Here is a 24,124-nt window from a genome sequence, read left to right as displayed (position 1 = left end):
AGCGAATACAGGATAAGGGAAATTGAAAGACTGATAAATAACAGAAGAGTGAGAAAGTTTGGCTACATTAGCCCAATAGAAAAATTAAAATCAACTTGGCCAGTTGCACTTATAACTTGAACATGGCAATTATCAATAATAAATTTGTAATAATTATCATTTGGATAATCATAAACAGTATCTACAACAATTTTTCGAGGTCTTTCTTCACTATTCTCTAAATAATAATATTTTGAATTATCAACATCATAAACAACCCCTGCGAATTCTTTACTTTTCCATTTTGGAAGAGGCGAGTAATGATAAATAATATGATCTGTGTTTTGAATTCTTTCTTTTAATGTTTTTAAAACTAACTTATGAGGGTCAAAGGAATTTCTCTTAACTGCGTCTTTTCCATATTTTTCGACAAGCTCATTGCGGTAACTATCATTTAAAGAAGAAACCTCGCTATAAAACTTAGACGTACTGCAACTAACAAATAATATTATATAAAAAATTAAAGCAATATATTTCATTTAGTTGTCAGGTTTTACAATTCATTCTCAAGTCAAATAATAAACTACGCCTTAACATCGTGCGAGGCTGGGTTTTGTTTTGTCGGTGATGACATTAATAATCCAAAGGTTCTTTTCTAGCGTAGCGTACACGGATTATATATACAGCTTCTTTTTCTATTTGATAGGATATTCTATAGGTGTGTTTTTCATACGACCTGATATTTCCTTTATTATCTTTTTTAAGTGTATCTAATTTATAAATCTCAGGATTGGTCGCTAATATGGAAGCAGAAGCGTAAACTTCTGTGATGATGCGTGTTGTCATTTCAATCGATTCAGATTGTTCTAATAACTCCAAAAAAGCTTGGCTTAATTCTGCATCGGCTTGATGCGTCCAAATTACTGTTTTCCCCATTGCTTTATACGTTCACCTACTTCTTGGTGGGTGTAAACTTCCCCTTTTTCTATTTGTGCAATGGATTCATCAATTTCCTTATTGTATTGCTCAATGCTAATACGTTCTGCTGCTACATTTTTTTTAGATTTCAACAGGTTTTTAATTGCTTCAATAAACACAGGGTCTTTTATCTTGTCCAGCTCTTTGTGTATCCATTTTAAATCTGCCTGTAAGTCCATAGCTATAGTATTTCTATTATAACAAATATACGATTATTGGATTAAGTATTTTTTGCTTTTAGAAGGATTTGAAAAAACAGCTTGTATAAAAACTGCCTCTGTGAATGGTTATAAGGTACTAAATACTGGTTATTGGGTTATTGGAAATAATTAGTTTTTAGGTTTTATATCACGAGTAGGTTTTCCATTCATAAATAAAAAACCCCGAAAGGTGTACCTTTTTTTCGCACCGCTTTTTAAATTTATACCATAAATAGATTCATTGGCTGTATATCCAGAAAGATTTGATATTTCTCCTAACTTTTTTAGATAGTCTATTTTTCTATTTCTAAAATTATCGATAACGAATTTATAATAATTATCATTTGGATACGGGTAATTTTCGGTTACACTCAATTGCCTTGGGTATTTTTTGCTGTTCTTAAAGTAATAATACTTCTTATTGTCAACATCATAAACAACACCTGAAAACTCTTTTACTATGCCATTCGGGATCAGGCACATAATGATAAATTATATGTTCAGTATTTTTTAATTCACTCTTAAGTATTTTCAGACCAATTTATTAGGGCTTATAGATGATTTCACAATATAATCATCTTGCTTCTAAGGGATATGTTGAAATTAGCTCAGGATAAAATTTTGGGGATGCGCACCTAAAGCATAATAAAATTAATAAAGCCGACAGTAAAGTTCCAATTTTCATATTCATATAGTTATTGAGGACCAGCAGTGTGCTTTCCTAAATATAGTTAATCATCTTAAAATCCTATCACAGATATAAATCACTTCTTATAAATCAAGACAAGCTTAACAATAGCAATAATAGAAGCTACTACCTCAACAACCGAACCTATTGCAATGAATATATTTGCATCGATAAAACACAGGTCCCAATGCAATATTTTAAAAGCAGCGCCCATGGTAATCAATACCATACCCACCAAAAAGAGGATGATAGGCAATAAAAACTTTTTAGGGTTCATTAAAAGAGACTTGTAATGATTTTTTCGATGGTAAGGCCTTCGGCTTCGGCTTTGTAGTTTTTAATCAAGCGGTGACGTAGAATTCCGGTGGCTACTTTTTGAACGTCCTCAATGTCTGGCGAAAATTTTCCGTGCAATGCCGCATGTGCTTTGGCAGCCAAAATAAGGTTTTGTGAAGCCCGTGGGCCAGCTCCCCAATCAATGTAGTTTTTCACGAGTTCGGGCGCTGCATCGCTGTTAGGGCGCGTTTTCCCTACCAAAGTCACCGCATATTCAATTACATTATCGGCAACAGGTATTTTACGGATAAGCTGTTGGTATTCGATTATTTTTTCCGCAGTGAACAACGAATTAACTTCGTTTTGTACTCCAGTTGTAGTTGATTTTACCACTTCTACTTCTTCAGAAAAGGAAGGATAATCTAAATTTACCTCAAACATAAAACGGTCTAACTGGGCTTCGGGCAACGGATAGGTTCCCTCCTGCTCTATCGGGTTTTGGGTAGCCAGCACAAAATAAGGCAAATCGAGTTTGTAATGCTGCCCTGCAACCGTTACAGCACGCTCTTGCATAGCTTCCAACAGAGCTGCTTGGGTTTTGGGTGGGGTACGGTTAATCTCATCGGCCAGAATGATATTGGCAAAGATGGGTCCTTTGATAAATTTAAAATTTCGGTCTTTGTCTAAAATTTCTGAACCTAGAATATCACTCGGCATTAAATCTGGCGTAAACTGAATACGCTTAAATTGCAACCCCAAGGTTTGTGCAACCGTATTGACCAACAACGTTTTTGCCAGACCGGGAACCCCTATCAATAATGCGTGACCCCCTGAGAAAATGGACAGCAACACCTGTTCTACCACTTCGTCCTGCCCAACGATTACTTTGCTTATTTCGGCACGCAAGGCGTTGTACTTTGATACGAGTTGTTTTACTGCTGCTACGTCTGACATATTAATGGGTGGTTGTTAGTTTAGATATTTTAAATTTTAGGCTTCAGCCCTTCGACTTTAGTTTATCCTGAGTTTTTACCGAAGGGCTCAGGAGAAGGTTTCAGGTTTCAAGTTCACTACTTACTACCCGCTACCGACTACAAACTAAAGCTACTTTTTCAGCCAATTGCTAGTGAAATTGCAGTCTTGATAATCTTCGTTTACCTTAACGTAGGTTTCGTCGATTTTTTCGTTCTGCCATTTTTCAATTTCTTTAACCTGTTTTTGTTTCAGAGCCAATTCTTTTATTTTTTCGTAATCTTTTGAAAAATCGGCTTTGTGCTCTTCATAGCGACGGGTTACGGTAAGGAATTTGAATTTTGTTTTGCCCGTACGGTCCCTATCGGAATACACTTTTGAAACTTCATTCGCTTTTAAGTTATACACTTGGGCACTTAAAGCCGGGTCCATTTTGGTGAGTTCGAAACGGGTGTCGCCTGAAACAGGATTAACCAGTTGCCCACCACTGAAGCGGGTTTCTTTTTCATCGGAATATTTCATGGCGGCATCTGCAAAAGAAAGCTCGCCGTTCACCACTTTGGTGCGAATACTGTCTATTTTGGCTCGAGCGTCATCGATGGTGCTTTGCGACACATCTGGCAACATTAAAATATGACGTACGTCCAACTCCTGCCCTTTCACTTTATCGACCATTAAAATATGAAAACCGAACTCGGTTTCAAACGGTTCGCTCACTTCGCCCTCCTGAAGGGAGAATGCCGTATCGATAAATTCTTTGGCCAAGGGCGAACTTTTTTTAATGCCTTTATACAACCCGCCTTTTGAACTGGAACCCGGATCTTTGGAATACAACACTGCTTTAGTAGCAAAACTGGCCCCATTTTCCACCACATCGCGCCGTATCTCGTTAAGCCTGTTCATGACATCCTGCTTGGCCTTTTCGGTAATTTTTGGTTCGATGACAATTTGTGCCACTTCTACTTCGGCTCCAAAAACCGGTCGGTCACCTTCGGGGATAGAGAAGAAAAATTCACGGACTTCTTCGGGGGTTACCTCAACATCTTCAATAATTTTACGTTGCATTTGGTTAGCCAAGGCCATGGTTTTGTTCACTTCAAAGAGTTCTTGGCGCAGTTGTGCCATATTGTCTTTACGGTAATATTCGACCACTTTTTCCTCGCTGCCCAGTTCACTTACCATATAATCCATTTGCTGGCTTATCTGCTCGTTTATTTGTTCGTCTGCAACTACCACGCTGTCAATTTTGGCGTGGTGGGCATATAGCTTGTCTTCCATTAACTTACCTACGAGCTCACACCTGGTAATGTCCTTAATGTCGAGCCCTTGTTGTTTCATTTCCAAGTAGCCTTTGTCAATGTCGCTGTCCAATATTACATATTCACCTACTACGGCACTTACGCCTTCAGCCTTAAATCGTTTAAACGGTTTTATGGAGTCTGGTTTTTTGGCAGTGATTTTAATGGAATCTTCTACTGTATTTTTGGCAACGCCAGTGCTATCCACGGTGACAACTTCTTGCGCTGAGACAGTATCCCCCAATAATAGGACTAATGCCATGAGTACCAAACTGTTATTTATATATTTCAAAGTGTTTGTTTTTATATGCATCGTTCGTTATGTCTTTTTCTAATTTTTTTATCAGTTCCAGCTTTCTTTTGTTTAAAATAATCTGTTTTATGGTTGGCGAAACATAAGAAAGAGGAGCTATATCGTTGGTTTTTAAAACATCTTCAATTTGGACCAAATATACTTCTAAAGAATCGCGTACTTGCGTGAAATTTGATTTTTTTAACAATTCGGTTTCCTTCTCTTTCAAGGCGGGAAACGTTCGTAGCAAAGCGTCTTTTTTCACCCACGTGGAATCGTTGAAATTATAGCGGTTAAATTGTATGCTTCGTTTTTCCAGTTCTTTTTCATCTTCCTTGGTAAACCGTTTGAATTTTTCAACCACGCTATTGAAATTTGTGAAATCTTTTGGCAGTACAATGTACCGTACTTTCACAAGTTCGTCGTTTAAAATGAAATTGGTTTTGTTTTGGGTATAAAAATCTTTCAACTCCCGTTCGGTCACAGTACTGTCCAATTGTTGTGCCACGATTGCGTTTTTGTACCCCTCGGCATACAACTCGTCTTTGTAATTGTTGACCAAATCTTGAAAGTCATCCAGTTTTTCTTGAGGCAGGTTTATTTTGGCTTGATCGATCAATAATTGCTGCGTGGCCCAACGATTTATAAAATTGTCCACCAACAATGCACTGTCTTGTTGGGTTACGTTTTGGGGTAAAATAGAAGCTACATCCTCTTGGTACAGGTAATTTTCATTAACGCGGGCAATAGGGATTTGCTCGGCATCTTGTTTAAAATAATCACAGGATACCGCGATAAAAAACAACAAAACAAGTGTTCCGGTCTTTTTCATTAGCCCTGTAACGCTTCTTTAACTCCTTTTAGTGCTTTTTTATTGATGGTTACGTTATATTTATCGTGAAGGCTCTCCATCCATTTCTTTTCTATATGGTTTTGATAATCGCTCAATACGCGTCCCCTTGCCTGCTCCAATGGTTTTATGCCAGCCGGAATAGTGCGCTTTACGTTGACCACAATATAGGAATCATTTTGATGGTACACTTCGGACACCCCTTTTTTCCCCTTAAAATCCATTGGCAGTTCGCGTTCGCCTTTTTCAAACATGCCAGTGGTAAGTATCACGTTTACCGTGTCGCCCTGATTTAATTGAGCTTTTATTTCGTCGCCGGTTTTGCCTTTTTTGAAAAGCTTTGCGGCTTGCTGTGCCGTTTTTTTATTGGTGGCCGAAATGATCTCCACATCGTACCGCTTTTTCCATTTATATTCCTTTTTGTGGGTTTCGTAAAATTTCTGAAGCCCTACGGAATCGCTCTTGGCCTTGTTCCAAACGTTTTTTTCCATCAAATCGAATATCAACAGGCCGTCGCGGTATTCACTTATCACAGCGGCATACTGCTCGTTCTCGTCTTCCAGTTTATAACGGAAATAATCTTTTAACGCTTGGGTTTCAAACTCATCATACATATCACTGATGACTTTAAACTTGGTTTTTGCAAGCTGCATCCTGCGTTGGCGTTCGCTGATGTACTCGGCAAAATCGCTGTACATAACATTTCTTTCTCCAATAGTGAAAAGCACTTTATCCTGCGAAGGGGGCAAGGTGTCGTACTTCCATCGTCTGTTCATCACCTCATCGGTTACAAATTCATTAAAAAAGGGACTGTAATTGTTTTTTTGTGAAAACCCATACTTTTCCTTGATTTTGTTGTTTACCGCATGGCTCACTATTTTCGAGCGGCTGCCTTCTTTTACCCGTTTTTCCAAGTAGTCTTTTTCCTCTTCAAAAGTAGGTTTGCCGAGAACGGAATCCAATCGGATGATATGCCAGCCAAATTCACTTTTAATTGGTTTTGAAACATCGCCCGGCTTTTTGAGGTTGTACGCGGCCGTTTCAAATTTATCGGATTTTAAGTCGCCTTTTGCAAACGGACTTAATTGTCCGCCTTTCACGGCAGAGTTTTTATCGTCTGAGTATTGTTTGGCCAAATCTTCAAAAGCCTTTCCCTGTTGCAGCATCGCATAAACCTCATTGATACGCTCTTCGGGATCGAAAGTGCGAGCTCCCGCATTGTCCGAAATCATAATGTGCGAAACGCTTATTTTGGGTTCGCGCTCCCGTCGGTCCAACACCTTGATGATATGATAACCAAAACGGGTTCGGATAATTTCAGAAACTTCACCTTCTTGGGTATTGTAAGCACCCGTTTCAAAAGGATAGACCATGGAAAACACCGAAAAATAACCCAATTTACCGGCACGCTCCTTGGCGCCGGGTTCTTCGGAATATTGTTTCGCCAATTGTTCAAAATCTTCGCCAGCAACAGCTTTTTTACGTATTTCCTTGATCTTGTTGTAGGCTTTCAAGGTGTCTTGCGGCACGGCATCGTAGCCCACTTGTATTAAAATATGATCCGCATTTATTTCTTCCTTCCCGCGTTCAAAGGCTTCCCGTGCCAAGTCTTCGGTCACTTTGTTTTCAAAAATATAGTTTCGGGAAAGTTGTTCTTGGTATTTCCTGAATTCGTTTTTATAAGCTCGTGTTTCGTCCAAGTTCTGGGCATAGGCCTCGGCGGCTTTCAGTTTATAATCAATGAACAAGTCTAAATACCCATCCACGCTTTTTTGCGATTCGTCCTGTACCAGCTCCAGGTTTTTGTTGTACACCCGTTTGAATTCTGAAACATAAACCGGCGAACCGTCGATGGTTAACAATACCTCTTTTTTATCTTGCCCTAAAACACTGTTAGAAACCAACACGGTTAAAAGCAACACTATGAAATATCTGTTCATATTTATACGTATTAATTTATTCTTTGTCGAAGTGTGGCAAAAATATAAAAAAGTACCGTTAAACAAGCACGCGCGCAAAACGTTTTTACAAACGTAGCTACTTGGTCTCTTTTATTATGTTTTCTGAAAATTGCGTACCTTGGTTTAAAATTTAAAAATCATGCGATACACTGTTGACATTACAATTGCCCTGCCCCGCGACAAGGTTATAGAAAAAATGGACAAGCCCGAAAACCTGAAGCATTGGCAAAAAGGGCTTACCAATTATGAGCTGTTAGAAGGGACACCCGGCCAAGAGGGCGCTAAAATGAAATTGGAATACCAAATGGGAAAGCGCGACATGACGTTGATTGAAACGATACTGAAACGTGAGTTCCCAAAAGAATTCCACGCAACCTACGATACAAAAGGCGTCCACAACATTCAGAAAAATTATTTTGAGGAATTGGATGAAACAACTACCAAATGGATATCGGAAAGTGAGTTCCAGTTTTCTGGTCTTGGCATGAAATTGATGGGGTGGCTCATGCCGGGCGCTTTTAAAAAGCAGTCTAAAAAATATATGGAAGACTTTAAAAATTTTGCCGAGAAAGGCACCTCGGTCGCAAAAATTACAGAAACAAACAATTAGTTTTTATACTGCGCCATAAGTAACACCCTCAGCAAAGTCAAAATAAATCATGGTGCTTTGTTATTTACTACGGTTTTACCGCACCCAATAAAATGTAACACAGCAACACAGGCATCGTCTTTTAAACTGAATTTGTGTAGTTTTGCACTTTATTAAAAATAAACAAATTATGAAATACCTAAGCATTTTAGCATTGTTCATTAGTATAACGGCATTTTCCCAAACCAAGGTGGGGACCATCGATGTGGATTATGTGGTGTCCAAAATGCCCGAACTGGAAACCGTAAATAAGGAAGTTGAAGAATATACCTCAAAATTGGATGCCGACCTTCAAAAAAAGGTAACCGATTACAAGGAAAAAATAGAAGCCTACAAGACCAGTGAAGCAACTTTGACCATAGCCCAGAAAAAAGAAAAACAACAAGAATTGGCAGCAGCCGAAAACGATATTGCCAAATTTCAACAAACCGGAAACAGCCTCATAGGCATTAAACGGGACGATGAAATGCGACCCCTTTACACTAAAATTGGCGATGCACTGGAAAAAGTGGCCAAGGCTCAAGGGTACACCCAAATTTTACAGACCGATGCTTCTTTGGTGTATTTGGATGACAAATACGACATTACCTTAGCAGTCCTTAAAGAATTAGGCATCACCGTTACGGAAGAGTAATTTTTTTAAACACCTCACCACTAAACAAGCACTGGATTACCTGGAGTAATTGGGTGCTTCTTTGGTTATGGTTACATCGTGCGGGTGGCTTTCGTGAATTCCAGAAGCGGTAATTTTTACAAATTTGCCATTTTCTTTCAAAGCTTCAATGGAGTTGGCACCGCAATAGCCCATTCCGGCACGGAGCCCGCCAATAAACTGCGTCATGCTCTCCACCAGTTCGCCTTTGTACGCCACACGGCCTACAATGCCCTCTGGCACCAGTTTTTTAATATCGTCTTCCACATCTTGAAAGTAACGGTCTTTCGAGCCCTTTTTCATAGCTTCTACACTGCCCATTCCACGGTAGGATTTATACTTGCGGCCTTCGTAGATAATCGTTTCGCCAGGGGATTCTTTGGTACCGGCCAATAAAGAGCCCAACATCACACAATCGGCTCCTGCAGCCAAGGCTTTTGGGATATCACCGGTGTAACGTATGCCACCATCGGCAATCACCGGGACGCCGCTTCCTTTTAATGCGGCAGCGACTTCCAGCACAGCGGAAAACTGCGGAAACCCAACTCCCGCAACAACACGAGTGGTACAAATAGAACCTGGACCTATGCCAACTTTTACAGCATCGGCGCCAGCATCGGCCAAATATTTGGCAGCTTCTGGCGTGGCAATATTACCGACTATTACATCCAGTTCTGGAAATTTCTTTTTCACTTCCTTCAGCACCAAGACCACCCCTTGGGTATGGCCGTGGGCCGTATCAATGATCACAGCATCCACTTGTGCGTTTACCAAGGCTTCAGCACGTTCAACGGCATCTGCGGTAACACCCAATGCCGCGGCTACACGCAGCCGGCCATATTGATCTTTATTGGCTATTGGTTTTTGGGTGAGTTTTGTAATGTCCCTAAAAGTTATCAAACCCAACAAAGTGCCATCATCCTCCACTACTGGTAATTTTTCAATTTTGTTTTCTTGAAGAATAATTTCCGCCTCTTTTAAAGAAGTTCCTTTGGCCACCGTCACTAAATTTTCAGAAGTCATCACTTCTTCCAACTTACGATCATAGTTTTTTTCAAATCTTAGGTCCCTATTGGTAACGATACCTATTAATTTACCGCTGGAATCGGTAATAGGAATACCCCCAATACTATATTCTTTCATCGTTGTTTGGGCATCGCCAACCGTTGCGGTCTTTTTCAAGGTAACCGGATCGAGTATCATACCGCTTTCGGCACGTTTTACCTTGCGCACTTCGGCCGCCTGTTGCTCAATGGTCATGTTTTTGTGCAAAACACCTATTCCACCTTCACGGGCTATGGCTATGGCCATGGCGCTTTCGGTTACGGTATCCATTGCTGCGGACACAATGGGGACGTTCAAGGTGATATTTCGTGAAAATTTTGTTTCGATGGAAACTTCCCTTGGGAGCACTTCAGAATAAGCCGGTACTAAAAGTACGTCGTCATACGTAAGGCCTTCACCAAGAATTTTGTTGTCGTGTGCGGTCATTGCAATTAAGTTTTGTTTCAGGGCCTTTCAGAAAAGATGGACTGGGACACTGGAAACTGGTTACCGTTTAATTGCGTGCAAATATACGATTAAATGTTGAGCCTAATAAACAATGAAAAGGTTTATTTTAATTCAATCTAAAAACAAAACACGGCCAATACAGCTATTTAAATTGTTTCTAAAACAATCTCTTGTTACTTTTAAGAAACTTTAAAAACAATCACTATGGCAATTAGACTGGCACACAACTGTATAAACTGCGACAATTTAATGGAAGGCGACGTTTGTTCGGTCCATAAAGTAATGGTCAACACCCATTACACTTGCGACAGTTTTGAAATGAAAGCAAAATTAAACGATGAACGCAACTGCGTAACCTGTTCCAGGTACGAAGAAAGCGACTGCGCCAACCCTGACAAGGCCGCTCCTGGCATGCTTTGCGCGGCTTGGGCACCACAACAGCTAAACGCCTAACGACACCAAATTATGTTTAACCAATGCCCCCAAGTTTTTTCTGGGGGTATTTTTGTTTTACAACTTTATTTGCAGTCCCGTGTACCAAGTTCTTGGCTGGCTGGGGATAATGCCCGGCCCCGGATATCCTGTTGCCCTTCGTACAAAGTAATTATTATCCAACACATTATTGATCCCAGCTTCAAATTGAAACATTTTATAGCTATACGACAGGGAGACATCTAAAATATCGTACGCAGGTATTTCGCCCACAATCCCGCTTTGGCTCTCAAAATCGCGTTCGCTATTGGTGGCATCGGTAAACTGCTTGCTTAAGTAGGTGTATTGAATACTTCCCAACAGGTTTTTAAATCCAAAATTTATTCCTGTTTTTAAATTGAGCTTGGGAATGAATTCCACTTTGTTTCCTTGCACACCCGAGATTTCAGAGTTTTTGTATTCCGAATCGATTATTGATAGGTTTGAAAACAAGTTGAGTTTTATATTTTTTTCTGAAGAAAACGTATTCCAAATATTCCAATCCACAAAGCTCTCAAGCCCATAGGTTACCGCATCTCCGATATTTCCACGAAAACGTTCCAATTGAATATCGTTCACCGGCCTAAGCACAACCCCCAATCGATCATTATACGCTAAATAGAACACGCTTACATCATATGAAAAGTATTTTTTATAACGACCACGAAGGCCTACATCTGCGGTAAATCCATCTTCATCGGTAATAAAAGGATCTACCGTAAGCGATGGATTGGTAATACGGATATCACTAAAAGTAACCGAACGGTAATTCTGGCTCGCATTACCGTACAGCTCTATGCTCCTTGATGGTTTATAACTTAACCCAACGCCCAATAAAACAAATGATCTGTCAAACGTTCTGTTATCAGGAATGGTTTCGTTTAAAATTGGGTTTCCTGCATTATCAAAATTTATCTTTTTGTAGGTTCCTTCGCTTTCGGTTTTTATATATTCAAAACGGAAACCAGGCGTTACTGAAAATGTTTCTGAAATATTAAAAATATTTTCACCAAACACGGCAATATTTAGGTTAGGCAGTTCAAAATCACTTTGGCGTCTGTAATCGGGAAACTCGGCTTCAGCAAAACTGAAATCAGCATCGCTGCCATTGGTTCCTGGCCCTTGTTTGCTGGTGTTGTTGGCCTGATAATACTTCCCTCCTATTAAAAACACATGGTCTTTATCAAAAAAATTATAGCGAGTCAATAATCGTGCTTCTGCACCCCAATTGTTAAAATTGCCTACAATTAGTTCTCTTGGTTCGTTAAGGTCGTCTGGTTGTGACACCCTGTTTTCACGGAACCCTACTGTTTTCCGGGAAGCATCCAACGCAAAAAGGTTTAAACTAAAATCGGTTTGTTGTGAAAAAGTGTGCTCCAATAACAGGGAATATAACTTCCAATCTACCTCAAACCAGTTTCGGCTGCGGTTGCTGAACGTGGGGTCCTCTTCAAACTGTGCATCGGTCAATCCGCCAGGTTGTTGCGCCAAATAATACAGGTAGCTGAACTCTCCAGTAAGCTTGGTTTTATCGGTAAGTTGATAGTCAACGTGTGCATAGCCGTTATACGAATCAAATTGCGAATTAGGCCTGAAATCGTTTCCTTTTTTATAGTTAAAATAGGTATAATAGCCCAATTTATCGACGGTCCCGCTTAAACTATTAAAACTGTTGTAAAGATCGTAAGAGCCAATGGTTTGCCTAGAAACCAGTTCTATTTTTTTATTCCGATTGGGTTGTTTCAATTTGAAATTGATAAGCCCTCCAAACTGGGTTCCGTACTGTAACGAAGCTGCGCCACGTACCACTTGTATTTCCCGCAATGCTTCGGCTGGGGGTGTGTAATAACTTTCTGGATAGCCCAACACATCTGCCGAAATATCATACCCATTTTGGCGAGTGTTGAAGTTTGCCGTCCGGTTAGGGTCTAAACCACGGCCCCCAATATTTAATTGCAGGCCGGCATCATTGTTTTCATAAATATTGAGCCCCACAACCTGCGAATAGATTTGACGGGCATTTCCCGTGGCCAAATTAGCAGTCAAGTTGTCCACCTGAATCACTTCGCTTTTTTTTCCGGCGTAAATGGCGGTTCCTTCGACCGGCCGTAATTGTTTTAAGGCAAAAATGCGTTCTTTTCGTTTTTTGATAACCACTTCAGAAAGCGTTTCGCCCAGGGGATCCAACTCAATTTCAAGCGTTGTATCTCCCGATACTTCTACGGTTTGTTCATTTAGTTGATATTCGTAGGTAAACACTACGAAATAATAGGTGCCATCGGGCACGTTATTAAACTGAAACGTTCCGTTTGCATTGGTTTTAGCTTCATCTCCCGTATTGGAAATATAGATTTCGGCATTGGGTATTACCGATTGGTCCACCGAAGAACGTACGGTCCCGCTTACGGTATGCTGTGCCAAACCGGTCGTGGCGACCACGCAAAACACCGCATTGATAAGCATTTGTTTAATCTTGTTATAATCCTTTAATTTCATCTTTAAAATCTAAAATCCATGTTTTGTGTTTAAATGATTCTTTTTCTTGCAACAAATCCACGCTGGGGTCGATAAACGGTTGGCTTAACCTTCCGTTAAGTGCTACATAGCTTTCCACGTACACTTTCAAGTTTTGATGCCCTTGGGAGGCGAAATGGTTTCCTAAAAAATGTGCATATTCCAAAATAAAATCGGGCTGAAAGCTCATTTGTTTTTCCTGAAATGGGTTCAAAAAATCACTGTTGTCCACATAAAATTGCTTTCCGGTTTTGCCATCGACCACTTTAAATTGGGCATATCCGGCTTTTTCCATGAGCATGACCCGCCAAGAAAACCGAAAGCCCTCTTCGGTCCAGAACAGTTCGCCCGGATACAACAAATACCGCCACGGAAATAGCAACTGCAGCACTAAAAAAGCTGCAATAACGATTTTGGCGCTCTTTTTCTTTTTCTGAAAAAAAACAGTTTTGATCTTGCTGTCCATTTTAACTTTGTCAATCTTAAAAAGTTTTGAGATAAACCGAAGTATTTTGTGGTGCAACGAGGCATCAAAAAATATCAAGGCGCTCACGATCATAATATAAGGGAACATCCCGATGGGGAACAGCACGCGCGTTAGTACATGGAAAACCACCACCAAAATAAAGGCAAACCAGCGCGTGCGCTTGTAAAGCAATAAAAACGGAATGGTTAAATCGTATATGGCGCCGCTCCAACTAAAGGCGTAGTGTACCCATTCTTGCTGCATAAGGTTGCCCAAAAAAGGCAGGTCGTATTTAGCGGGTAACCAAATTTTCAACGGCATGGCCCGTAGCAGCCAATCGCTGTTCAATTTTGCCAACCCGGCATAGAAATAGACCATGGCAAGCAGTAATTTGATCGCGTCTATGGTCCAATTTGGCACATAATACGAAGCTCTTTCAGGGTTTTGTTTGGCATCGAAAGAGAAATAGACGTTGGCGGGCAAGAAGATAAGCACAAAGCTTACACAACTGATAAAATAATAATGGTTCAAGTAGGTGGTTTTGTCCATTAACTCGATGTAGGTAAAGCTCAGGAAAAACACGATGATGGCCATCCGGTATTTGTAGCCTATTGCCACCAACAGCGCAGCAAGCCCACAAATAGCAAACAATGCGTAAGTATAGCTGCCCAAGGGCTGCACCCATTCAAAACCATAATAGGAAAAATGGAACTTGGGTGTAAGGTATAATTTTTCAATCCACCCATTTGCCCAAAAACGAATGATGCTAATTAGCATCATAACACCAAAAAAAACACGAAAGACCGCAAGAGGTGCGGCCTGTGTTTGTTTTGTAAAATATGTTTTTACAGCAGCGGACATAGCTTAATCGCCATCGGAGTCAACATAATCGACATTAATGTCCATGGCTTGCAACATATCTACTTTCAGTAAAATGACATTTCGTTGCAGTTCGTTGTACGCGGCAAGCATTTTAGGGTTGTCTGTTTCTATTTGAAGCACAAAGTTATCGTTCAATCCCTTTAAACTGGTTTTAGCGGTTTCAAATTGCGCCGAAATTAAATTGCCCAGATTTTCCCCGTTTTTAATGGTGTTCAAATATTCCAAATAGCTTTTAAAGCTTTCCCCTTTGGCAGAACCGTTGAATTTTTTTCCTTCAAAAAAGTTTTGGGTTGCTTGCAACGCTTTTAAGGCCAATTGTTTTGAAATATTCTTTTTATAAAAAGCCTCTACTTTTTCAGGAAGGGGATCGTTGGAGAAAACACCTGCCGGAATACCTACTTTTCCGGCCCTAAGTGCTTTTTCGTAATAAAAAACATAATCGTTTGCCAGTTTATCAACCGCTCCAGAAGCAGAGGAGCTCGTATTGTTCACAAATGTGTCGCGGTAATCGCCCTTCCAATCGTTCAATACTGTTTTGGTTAATGTGGAGATGGTTTCGGCCAACGCATTTAAATAATCCTTATAGTTTTGGGCATTGGTGTTGGTGGTATAAAACGCGACGGTTTCATCATTACTGGACGCTAGGCCGTTCAATAAATAATCCATGGCCGGAAAACCTTGGGCGTCAACTGTGGACGGTAAGGAAAAGTCGTAGTTTCCACTTGCTATCAAACTTTCTATTTCCGAAGCATTGGTAGGATACACATTGATGCGGTTGCGGTAATTCAACATTTCAGCTTTTCCTATTTCAAACATAGATACGTTTTGAAATTCGAGATAGGCAGCCATCCAAACACTTCTTAAATTTTCTAAGTTAGAAACGGTTGGGTCAGCAGTAAACGACTGGGTTTCGACAAGCAACATTTCGGCTTTATCGTCAAAAGCGGTGTATGCCGGGATTATGATGTTATCGGCCCAGTTAATGAGCATGGCTTTTCTATCAAACGCATCGGTATCTTCGTCTGGGGCGGTAGATTCGTCTTCCGAACACGAAAAGGCTACCATTGTCATTAACAAAAAAAGAAGTCCTTTTTTAATAATCATGTTGTTTTGTGTTGTAAACAAGCCAACCGACCTATACGGGCCGGCTGGTTTGTGTGTGGTTTTAGTTTGCGGCTTCTGCCACGGTAAAGTTAAATGCCGAGGCAATGGCTTCTGAAATGTTATCCAGTGTTTCAGGGGTTACATCCCAAAATCCGTTTCTGGCCATAAGCTGTGTTTTAAACTCGTTTATTTCTGCAGGCGACACATATGGGGCTCCCGTTGCAGGGTTTTGCGTGAAACGAAGGCTGTACAAAAAGCCATATCCTTCAGAAAGCGCGTGAAAAGAACCTTTTACATTTCCTTCGGCAATTGCATTTTTGCCTGCTTGCAAATAGTGTATTGCACGTACGGCAATGATGGTGGACACGCCTTCTTTTATAATGTCAATCTGCTCATCCCGCAATTGGTAATCTCCAGCCACGATTGCAGCACGACCTGTTTTAAAGGCATCGAAAATAGTTTGTGCCAAACCAGCAAAGTCATCATCGCTGTTAACTACACCTAAATATCCGAATAACAATCGGTCATCACTATCACCTAAAACGCTGTTAGGGTTTGCAGTTGGAATGGATGGATCTCCATACAGATATCCATAAGCTTCATCCCATTTGTGCTCCATAGTGGTGTAATTGTTATCGCCATCGAGCACGTTATTGTCGTTGTCTTCACGGTTTGTAGCTTCGTCCAACACGGCGGTTGAAAGGTAATTGTTCAGCATTTGGTCTGCTAGCAAAGCGCCCATCATCCCTTTGGCAAAAGCTTGGTTGTTTTCCAGTCCTTTTCCGTCCACATACCTTACTTTGGAACCATCGGCAACCTGTCCTGCAACACCGGGTTCGGCAACGGTGTTTTCGTTTGGAAACACCACGTTAACTTGTTGCGATATAAAGCTTTCGAAATCTGCCTTTATAGCAGCACTCTCCACTGCATTGGTCGAGAAATACGTAGCCGAAGCCGCTGTCTTGCTCTTGATGTTTTTGCCCGAAGCGTTCAGGTCGCTGTTTTCAAAATCGTTAGCGCCTTTCTCGTGGGCAAACATATTCAATAATGATTCTTCGGTAGCCGTATCAAAGTCCATAAAAGATTTGACTAATTCTGCCGTCATTTGCAGTCGGGTGGTTTGCCCTTTATATTGCACGGTTGACTCTCCTCCTCTTTCAAATACATAATTTGAAGGGATATCAATATTTTGGTCATCGATTACCGCGTCGTCATCTGAGGAGCAAGAAGCAAAAAACAGGCTTAAAGCAACCGCAGGATATATTAATTTTTTCATTGAATTTTATTTAGACTTGTTATAAATAGGTTTGAATTTGATGGCAAATATAAAAAGCATGAAACGTAACGACAAGCTTATTTAGATTTAATTAAAATAAAAATCAAAAAAAATTTGTTTGTAACTAACGGTCAGTTATTTAGATGAGACCTCCATTTGCGTTTGATACTGTAGCCTAACCAACCCAGCCCATTCTAAGAGCATCTGTTGTTCTGCTTCGGTTAAATCACCGTGAATCCAAGTGTAAGAGTCCAAAGGCATTTCACCGGCTTCAACCATTTCGACCAACTCTTCCATTTTGTGGTCTTTTTTCTTTAAGGAATAGGATTCCCAAGCCGCAGCGTTAAAGTGACCTTTTCCGTGCTCTATGTGATCGTCCAACCAAAACGAAAATGGGGCCATTTGAGCGTACCAAGGGTACTGGGTATGATTGCTGTGGCAATCGTAACAATTTTTTTTCAGTATAGAAGCAACTTCAGCTGAAGGTTTTGTTTCTTGTTCAAAAAAGGTAATGCTTTCATAACCTGAATCGTTTGTTTCAGGCCGTATAAATTGAATGACCACCAAAGCGACCAATAAAACAACAAGGATGTACTTTACTATTTTCATAAGGGTTCAAAAAAATTAGAAATGCAAAATTAATAATTTATTTAGAGCAATTCTACATAAGACCCCACAAAAATCAGTACGATATCTTTAAATGGTTTTCAAGTAAGCAATTACGGTTTTTCTAATGTCAAAGCCCAACTCTTCTTCCTTTGGTTCATACACCCGCACGATGCCAGGGGTATTTTCGGTAAGGAAAGGAATGTCCAGGCCTTTTAAAAGAAAATCACTCAAGGCAATGGTGTACGTTCTATTGCTATAAATTGGTCGATTGCCGATTAACCATTCGCCTTTAGCATTGACTGAAATGTTATGGCGTTGCAAATACGCTCCATTCCCTTGCTGTGAAGCGCCATAATCCAGCACTTTCTTAAGCAAATCGCCTTTTATATCTACTTTTAGCACACTGCCGCCAAAGGGCAAGACCCTAAAGATATCAACGCTCGTCAAATTGCCAGAGAGCATATCGTCCACACGAAACGAACCGCCGTTTACTAAGGCTGCATCCACGTTATTGTTGTAGGCAAAGGCCATGGCTTGGGTTACTTTGTCGCCCAAATTGGTCTGTATGCTTCTGTTGGCACTGTCGGTACCGTCCAGAGGGGTTTTGGGGGTGTAGATTACCTGTTTGGTGTTGGGCACCACCTTGGAGAGTTCTGTTTCCATCACTTCGTTCCATTTTTTCACTACCCGGTCCACATTGGATTGGAAAGGTACCTTTTCATCCAAGTACATAATTTTGGAATTGATATACAGCACTTGAGTACGTAAATTATAGACCAAGGTATGGATGTACATGGAAATAGCATTGGCATCGGCTTTGGCAATGACGGTATTACCCTCACGTTCTAAATTGCTCACATGCTCGTGCCCCCCCATTATCAAAGGGATTTCTGGCAGTTCTTTTGCCAACTGGTGGTCTTGATCTATCGTTAGATGGGTTAGGCCGATAACAAAATCGACCTTAGGATACACCAACTCATAAGCGCGTTTGGCTTCTTTGTAAACATTACCGTAATGCACATAATCTTTTGGGTTTGAATCCAGCGTCAACCCAATGAACCCAAAGCGTACTTCATTGCCCAAGGAGTCTTTTACAAAAAGCGTTTTATAGTCTGAAATGGGTTCGTAGCCCATTTCCAACTTAGTCTCAAAAGGACGTTTGGTGCCATCTGGGGTTACATGCCTAACATTCGATGAAACCCAAGGGAACCTGGACTCGTTCAACCGTTTTTGCAACTCTTCTTCACTAAGGTCAAACTCGTGGTTGCCAAAGGTTACCAAATCGAAGTCCATGGTGTTCATCACCTCGATCATTTGCTTTCCTTTAATGCGCTCGCCATCCTTTTTTAAATTCCCTAACAACGATGGGTTTAAAAAGTCTCCCGCCATAAAGAGAAAGGTATTGGGGTTGCGTTCTTTAATGGAATCACGAACATAGGCCACACGGGCCATTCCGCCATACTTACCTCCTTGCAAGGGCGCTATTTCATAAACATCATTTACTTGCAAAAACTTAATGGTGACAATGCCCTTCCCGTAAAAAGGTTCTTCGGGAATAGGCTCCATGAGGGTGCAGCCGTAAAATAAAAACACTGCAAAAACCGGAAGTAAGCGTAATCGTCTTTTCATTTTAATGATATTTACTGAATATTTTAGTCGCTTCATTATGGGCACTTTCAAATGCCATTGGGTTTACGTTGCAATCGGCTTTTTCAGCAGTGAAATAACTCAGCATTTTCTCAGTCGGCATATTTCCCGTTAAATCGTCTTTGGCCATGGGGCAACCTCCAAAACCCTGTATGGCACCGTCAAATCTATAACAACCGGCTTTATAGGCAGCATCTATTTTTTCGTGCCATGACGCAGGGGTTGTATGTAAATGAGCGCCAAACTCAATGTGGGGATAATGGGGAATTAAATTTGAAAACAAATAGTTTATGATATCCGGTGTTGAGGAGCCTACCGTATCACTCAATGACAAGATTTTAACACCGAGGGCCGATAATTTTTCGGTCCAATCTGCTACAATCTCTACATTCCAAGGGTCTCCATAAGGATTACCGAAACCCATAGATAAATAAGCAACTACCTGTTTATCGTTTGCAGTAGCCAAATTAAGGATTTCTTTCAAAATATCAAGGGATTGGGCAATTGTTTTATGGGTATTGCGCATTTGAAAGTTTTCCGAAATGGAAAAAGGATAGCCCAAATAGTCGATTTCCGGGTGTTTCACCGCATCTTCAGCGCCCCGTACATTGGCCACGATAGCGAGCAATTTGCTTTCGGTTTTTGAAAGGTCTAATTGCGAAAGCACTTGGGCGGTATCTTTCATCTGCGGAATGGCTTTGGGCGATACAAAACTGCCAAAGTCTATGGTATCAAAACCGCAGCGCAACAACGATTGTATGTATTGCACCTTGTTTTTGGTGGGTATCCAATCTTTGATCCCTTGCATCGCATCGCGGGGGCATTCTATTAATTTTATTTTTTGCATTATCTCAAATATACAGGATTTTAATGGTAAACAGTACCTTTTTTAATTTGGCCTACGGAAGCAATATAAAAATAGCTATTCCTATAAAAACCACTATTTGCAACCACTTTAAAACAACACCAACTGCTTTGTGTTTCAATATATAAGAAGAAATACTTCCTGCCAAAAAAGCTATCGATCCAAAAACCAGAAATGAAACCACCATAAAAACAATTCCTAAAATATAAAATTGAAGCACCGTATTTTCTGTTTCATTCCACAGAAAAGCAGGAAAAAAAGCCAGAAAAAAAATCATCACTTTAGGATTTGCCAAATTCATCAGCACGCCTTGTTTAAATAACTGCCCAAGGGTTTTGGTAGGTTTTCTATTGGTTTTCACTTTTTTTGTAACGGGTACGGCAATGGTGGCATCGCTTCTAAAAACCAAATACGCCAAGTAAAACAAATACAAAGCCCCAAATATTTTAATGCCATAAAACAAAACCGGGGAAGCCGTGATAACCGCCGAAACACCAAAAGCCAAAAAAGTGGTGTGCACAATACAGCCCGTGATTAAACCGGCTGTGGTTGCCAAACCACTTTTTACGCCATTCACCATCGATTGCGTAAGCACGTAAATATTGTCCGGCCCGGGCGAAAAAGCCAAAGCCATCGTTGCCAGCGCAAAGGACAGTAGGTTTTCGGCCATAACAGCTTACTGTTTTAAAATTGTGTTGTTGATATTTTTTACCAACCTGGGGCCTTCGTAAATAAAACCGGTATAGAGTTGAACCAAACTGGCACCGGCCTCCAGTTTTTCCAAGGCATCTTCGGCAGTGTGTATCCCCCCTACCCCAATTATTGGAAATGCCCCATTGCTTTTTTCCGAAAGGAACCGAATGACCTCGGTAGCACGTTTTCTCAAAGGTTTCCCGCTTAAGCCGCCCGTTTCGGTCTTGTTACCTGAAACCAGCCCTTCCCGCGAAATAGTGGTATTGGTCGCAATGATTCCATCAATTCCCGTTTCTGAAACAATGTCGATTATATCCAGCAGTTGCCCTTCGGTTAAATCTGGAGCTATTTTTAAAAGAATGGGTTTGACTTCGACTCCGCTTAGCCTAAAGAACTCTTCTCTTTTTAAAATAAGCGTTTTTAGGAGTTTTGTCAACGGTTCTTTATCTTGCAATGCCCTTAAATTGGGGGTATTTGGCGAGCTTACGTTCACCACAAAATAATCCACGTGGTCAAACAGGGCTTCAAAACAAATTACATAATCCTCGACGGCCTGTTCGTTGGGGGTGGTTTTGTTTTTGCCAATGTTGCCGCCAATAAGCACATTTTTATTGATTTTTAAGCGTTTTACCGCCTCTTCCACGCCACCATTGTTAAAGCCCATCCGGTTGATGATGGCATTGTCTTCTTTTAAACGGAACAACCGTTTTTTAGGGTTTCCGGGCTGTGGTTTTGGGGTAACGGTGCCTATCTCTATAAACCCGAAACCTAAATTGGACAGTTCTTGGTATAATTTAGCATCTTTATCGAATCCGGCGGCCAATCCTACGGGATTTGGAAATTTAAGCCCAAAAACCTCCCGTTCCAGCCTAGGGTCCTTTACTTGATACATGCTTCGGAAAAACCCTCCAAGACCTATTTTGTGCAACAACCGGATCATCTTAAAAGTAAAGTGGTGCACTTTTTCGGGATCGGATTGAAAAAGAAGCGGACGAATGATGGATTTATACATATTTAATGGAATATGCGGCAAAAATAGCAAGAAAGAACGTAACGATTATTTTGATTATGCTTTAATTTGTAAAGCAGTAAAAAAGAAAAATCATGATAGACAAACAACACCTTATTGATCGCTTTTTCAGCTACGTTACCGTAGATACCGAAAGTGACCCAGAAAGCGACAGCACACCAAGCACCGAAAAACAATGGAACCTCGCCAATGCGTTGGTTGAAGAACTGAAACAAATTGGCCTGGAAGACGTTACCATAGACGAAAACGCCTACATAATGGCAACCCTGCCTTCCAATGTGGACCATGATGTACCCGTTATTGGGTTTGTATCGCATTTTGACACCTCGCCAGATTTTACCGGTGCCAACGTAAAACCGCAAATTGTAGAAAACTACGATGGAAAGGACATCGTTTTAAATGCCGAAAAAGATATCGTGCTCTCTCCAGATGAATTTGACGATCTTCTTTTGTACAAAGGGCAAACGCTCATTACTACAGACGGGACTACCCTATTGGGAGCCGACGATAAAGCTGGGGTTGCCGAGATCGTTTCGGCCATGGAATATTTGGTGAATCACCCCGAAATAAAACATGGAAAAATACGCATAGGTTTTACCCCCGATGAAGAAATTGGCCGTGGTGCCCATAAATTTGATGTTGAAAAATTTGGTGCAGAGTGGGCTTACACAATGGACGGCAGCCAGATTGGCGAACTGGAATACGAAAACTTCAATGCTGCCGGAGCCGTAGTAACTGTAAAGGGTAAAATTGTACATCCAGGAACAGCAAAAGGGAAAATGATCAACAGCATGTACATTGCGACCGATTATATTAACTCACTGCCTAGAATGGAAACCCCAGAACACACTGAAGGTCGTGAAGGTTTTTTCCACTTGCAAAGTGTAAACGGCGAAGTGGACGGCACAAAATTACAGTATATAATCCGCGATCACGACAAAGACCAATTTGAAGCCCGAAAAAATATGATGGCGAAATTGGCAGACGACATCAATGCTCAACACGGAAAAGAATTGGTTTCCATTGAGATTAAAGATCAATACTTCAACATGCGGGAGAAAATTGAACCCGTTATGCATATTGTTGACCTTGCTGAAGAAGCCATGAAAAAAGCGAACATTAAGCCTATTATTAAACCGATAAGAGGTGGCACCGATGGTTCGCAACTAAGTTTTATGGGCTTGCCCTGCCCCAACATTTTTGCAGGTGGCCATAATTTCCACGGTCGTTATGAATATGTACCGGTAGAAAATATGCAGAAAGCCATCGAGGTCATTGTGAACATTGCTCAATTGGCAGCAGAAAAGAACGAGTAACAAACGTACGGTTCACGAATGACAAGCTACAAAAAAACCCGCAACTTTTAAAATTGCGGGTTTTTGTTTCAGTTAAAATAAAACTATTTCTTATCCTTTTTACCTGACTTAGCAGGGGTTTTGGGAGCGTTTAGTTTTTCGCTCATTTCCATAGAAAGGGCAGAACGTTCAAACTTCATTTTTCCGGCACTTGTTTCGATAATACAGGTGCCATCATCGTTTAAATCTAATATTTTACCGTGCAGACCGCTTTTGGTTACTATACGGTCCCCTTTTTTAATCTCTTGAGCAAACTTCTTTTCTTGCTTTTGCTTTTTCATTTGCGGACGTATCAAAAAAAGGTACATCACGGCAAATAATAAGATAATAGGGAGAAAGCCTTGAATTTGATCCATAAAAATAGTTTATTCTTTTAGTTTGATTTAGCTTGTTTTAAGCATATTCTGGCCTTTTTTGGCACCATTACTAGGCGTGACGAAGGCTTTAATTTTTAAGGTCTCTTTACCTTTTTCGGTATTGGCGACAATGGTTACTGTCTTATTTACCTGATTGGTTCCGCTACCATCATACTTAACTAAAAGTTGTCCTTGTTCACCGGGTGCGATGGCCTCTTTTGAATATTCAGGCACCGTACAGCCACAGCTACTGGTAGCGTTAACGATTACCAAAGGAGCGTCACCGGTATTGGTGAATTTAAATTCGTGTTCTACGTGGGTTCCTTTGTCGATGGTTCCGAAATCATATTCGGTTTTTTCAAACTTCATTACCGGAAATTTCGATGCGTTGGCATCACGATCTGCCGCAGCAGCCACGTTTTCTTCATTTACCTTATCTGAAGCTTTTTCTTTACACGATGTAAAGGCGAAAGCCGATAGTACAGCTAAAATTAAAATAGATTTTTTCATAGAGTGATTATTTATGTTTAAGCGCCGCTAAAATACTTA

Annotated in this window: 25 protein-coding genes and 1 pseudogene; 5 read left to right on the top strand and 21 right to left on the bottom strand. The window is 40.7% G+C overall.

The window, feature by feature from the left end; all coding sequences use genetic code 11:
* Positions 1-120: pseudogene (locus DDV96_RS16240) on the top strand (IS30 family transposase); the annotation flags it as partial.
* On the opposite strand, the gene DDV96_RS14370 reads toward DDV96_RS16240, so the two are convergent.
* The 9 genes from DDV96_RS14370 to DDV96_RS14330 form a co-directional block, all read right to left on the bottom strand.
* Positions 63-518: a hypothetical protein gene (locus tag DDV96_RS14370; RefSeq protein ID WP_116695480.1), complete on the bottom strand. Its 456-nt coding sequence runs from the start codon at positions 516-518 to the stop codon at positions 63-65. The pseudogene DDV96_RS16240 and the gene DDV96_RS14370 sit on opposite strands and share 58 nt — an antisense overlap.
* 94 nt (positions 519-612) lie before the next feature.
* The gene (locus tag DDV96_RS14365) at positions 613-915 is read right to left on the bottom strand and encodes a type II toxin-antitoxin system RelE/ParE family toxin (protein WP_116695479.1); all 303 of its coding nucleotides are present in this window, start codon (positions 913-915) and stop codon (positions 613-615) included.
* Positions 900-1,136, bottom strand: coding sequence for a hypothetical protein (locus DDV96_RS14360; RefSeq protein ID WP_116695478.1), 237 nt, complete (start codon positions 1,134-1,136; stop codon positions 900-902). Before DDV96_RS14360 ends, DDV96_RS14365 begins: the two co-directional genes overlap by 16 nt.
* A 150-nt stretch (positions 1,137-1,286) precedes the next feature.
* Entirely contained in the window at positions 1,287-1,532 is a 246-nt protein-coding gene (locus DDV96_RS14355; protein ID WP_133240861.1) for a hypothetical protein, read from the bottom strand.
* A gap of 389 nt (positions 1,533-1,921) precedes the next feature.
* A complete protein-coding gene (locus tag DDV96_RS14350) occupies positions 1,922-2,122 on the bottom strand; it encodes a hypothetical protein (protein ID WP_116695476.1) in 201 nt (66 codons plus the stop codon).
* A complete protein-coding gene (locus DDV96_RS14345; protein WP_116695475.1) occupies positions 2,122-3,075 on the bottom strand; it encodes an AAA family ATPase in 954 nt (317 codons plus the stop codon). The genes DDV96_RS14350 and DDV96_RS14345 overlap by 1 nt, the downstream gene beginning before the upstream one ends.
* A gap of 150 nt (positions 3,076-3,225) precedes the next feature.
* Positions 3,226-4,653: a peptidylprolyl isomerase gene (locus tag DDV96_RS14340; RefSeq protein WP_240607739.1), complete on the bottom strand. Its 1,428-nt coding sequence runs from the start codon at positions 4,651-4,653 to the stop codon at positions 3,226-3,228.
* Positions 4,654-4,666: 13 nt separating this feature from the next.
* Positions 4,667-5,515, bottom strand: coding sequence for a peptidyl-prolyl cis-trans isomerase (locus DDV96_RS14335; RefSeq protein WP_116695473.1), 849 nt, complete (start codon positions 5,513-5,515; stop codon positions 4,667-4,669).
* Positions 5,515-7,473 carry a peptidylprolyl isomerase gene (locus tag DDV96_RS14330; protein WP_116695472.1) on the bottom strand — a complete coding sequence of 653 codons (1,959 nt, stop codon included), beginning with the start codon at positions 7,471-7,473 and terminating at the stop codon, positions 5,515-5,517. Before DDV96_RS14330 ends, DDV96_RS14335 begins: the two co-directional genes overlap by 1 nt.
* A 160-nt stretch (positions 7,474-7,633) precedes the next feature.
* Here DDV96_RS14330 and DDV96_RS14325 point away from each other — a divergent pair, with 160 nt between their 5' ends.
* Positions 7,634-8,104, top strand: a complete 471-nt coding sequence (locus tag DDV96_RS14325) for an SRPBCC family protein (RefSeq protein WP_116695471.1) — start codon at positions 7,634-7,636, stop codon at positions 8,102-8,104.
* Positions 8,105-8,273: 169 nt separating this feature from the next.
* Positions 8,274-8,777 (top strand): OmpH family outer membrane protein, encoded by a 504-nt coding sequence (locus DDV96_RS14320; RefSeq protein ID WP_116695470.1) that lies wholly within the window; start codon positions 8,274-8,276, stop codon positions 8,775-8,777.
* Between the two features lie 36 nt (positions 8,778-8,813).
* On the opposite strand, the gene guaB is transcribed toward DDV96_RS14320, so the two are convergent.
* Positions 8,814-10,286: an IMP dehydrogenase gene (guaB, locus tag DDV96_RS14315; RefSeq protein WP_116695469.1), complete on the bottom strand. Its 1,473-nt coding sequence runs from the start codon at positions 10,284-10,286 to the stop codon at positions 8,814-8,816.
* A gap of 225 nt (positions 10,287-10,511) precedes the next feature.
* On the opposite strand from guaB, the gene DDV96_RS14310 reads away from it, so the two are divergent.
* Positions 10,512-10,760, top strand: a complete 249-nt coding sequence (locus tag DDV96_RS14310) for a hypothetical protein (protein ID WP_116695468.1) — start codon at positions 10,512-10,514, stop codon at positions 10,758-10,760.
* Between the two features lie 57 nt (positions 10,761-10,817).
* Here DDV96_RS14310 and DDV96_RS14305 read toward each other — a convergent pair whose 3' ends face one another.
* From DDV96_RS14305 to DDV96_RS14265, 9 genes are all read right to left on the bottom strand, one after another.
* Positions 10,818-13,274, bottom strand: coding sequence for a TonB-dependent receptor (locus tag DDV96_RS14305; RefSeq protein ID WP_116695467.1), 2,457 nt, complete (start codon positions 13,272-13,274; stop codon positions 10,818-10,820).
* Positions 13,255-14,619 (bottom strand): HTTM domain-containing protein, encoded by a 1,365-nt coding sequence (locus DDV96_RS14300; RefSeq protein ID WP_116695466.1) that lies wholly within the window; start codon positions 14,617-14,619, stop codon positions 13,255-13,257. Before DDV96_RS14300 ends, DDV96_RS14305 begins: the two co-directional genes overlap by 20 nt.
* Positions 14,620-14,622: 3 nt before the next feature.
* Positions 14,623-15,744, bottom strand: coding sequence for an imelysin family protein (locus DDV96_RS14295; protein ID WP_116695465.1), 1,122 nt, complete (start codon positions 15,742-15,744; stop codon positions 14,623-14,625).
* A 61-nt stretch (positions 15,745-15,805) separates the two neighbouring features.
* A complete protein-coding gene (locus DDV96_RS14290; protein ID WP_116695464.1) occupies positions 15,806-17,020 on the bottom strand; it encodes a DUF4856 domain-containing protein in 1,215 nt (404 codons plus the stop codon).
* A gap of 135 nt (positions 17,021-17,155) precedes the next feature.
* Positions 17,156-17,629, bottom strand: a complete 474-nt coding sequence (locus tag DDV96_RS14285) for a heme-binding domain-containing protein (RefSeq protein WP_116695463.1) — start codon at positions 17,627-17,629, stop codon at positions 17,156-17,158.
* A gap of 87 nt (positions 17,630-17,716) precedes the next feature.
* Positions 17,717-19,258 (bottom strand): bifunctional metallophosphatase/5'-nucleotidase, encoded by a 1,542-nt coding sequence (locus tag DDV96_RS14280; RefSeq protein WP_116695484.1) that lies wholly within the window; start codon positions 19,256-19,258, stop codon positions 17,717-17,719.
* Between the two features lies 1 nt (position 19,259).
* Positions 19,260-20,123 carry a hydroxymethylglutaryl-CoA lyase gene (locus DDV96_RS14275; RefSeq protein WP_116695462.1) on the bottom strand — a complete coding sequence of 288 codons (864 nt, stop codon included), beginning with the start codon at positions 20,121-20,123 and terminating at the stop codon, positions 19,260-19,262.
* Between the two features lie 52 nt (positions 20,124-20,175).
* Entirely contained in the window at positions 20,176-20,811 is a 636-nt protein-coding gene (locus DDV96_RS14270; RefSeq protein WP_116695461.1) for a LysE family translocator, read from the bottom strand.
* 6 nt (positions 20,812-20,817) lie between these two features.
* On the bottom strand, positions 20,818-21,846 hold the full coding sequence (locus DDV96_RS14265) for a quinone-dependent dihydroorotate dehydrogenase (RefSeq protein WP_116695460.1): 1,029 nt from the start codon (positions 21,844-21,846) through the stop codon (positions 20,818-20,820).
* A 92-nt stretch (positions 21,847-21,938) separates the two neighbouring features.
* On the opposite strand from DDV96_RS14265, the gene pepT reads away from it, so the two are divergent.
* A complete protein-coding gene (gene pepT, locus DDV96_RS14260) occupies positions 21,939-23,180 on the top strand; it encodes a peptidase T (protein ID WP_116695459.1) in 1,242 nt (413 codons plus the stop codon).
* An 83-nt stretch (positions 23,181-23,263) separates the two neighbouring features.
* Here the strand turns inward: pepT and yajC are convergent, their stop codons facing one another.
* Positions 23,264-23,575, bottom strand: coding sequence for a preprotein translocase subunit YajC (yajC, locus tag DDV96_RS14255; protein WP_116695458.1), 312 nt, complete (start codon positions 23,573-23,575; stop codon positions 23,264-23,266).
* A 27-nt stretch (positions 23,576-23,602) separates the two neighbouring features.
* The gene (locus DDV96_RS14250; RefSeq protein ID WP_116695457.1) at positions 23,603-24,085 is read right to left on the bottom strand and encodes a DUF1573 domain-containing protein; all 483 of its coding nucleotides are present in this window, start codon (positions 24,083-24,085) and stop codon (positions 23,603-23,605) included.
* Positions 24,086-24,124 lie beyond the last annotated feature (39 nt).

It is taken from the genome of Marixanthomonas spongiae, assembly GCF_003095375.1.
Classification (GTDB): Bacteria; Bacteroidota; Bacteroidia; order Flavobacteriales; family Flavobacteriaceae; genus Marixanthomonas; species Marixanthomonas spongiae.
The sequence above is the reverse complement of the archived record's forward strand: the minus strand, read 5'-3'. Positions and strand labels throughout refer to the sequence as shown.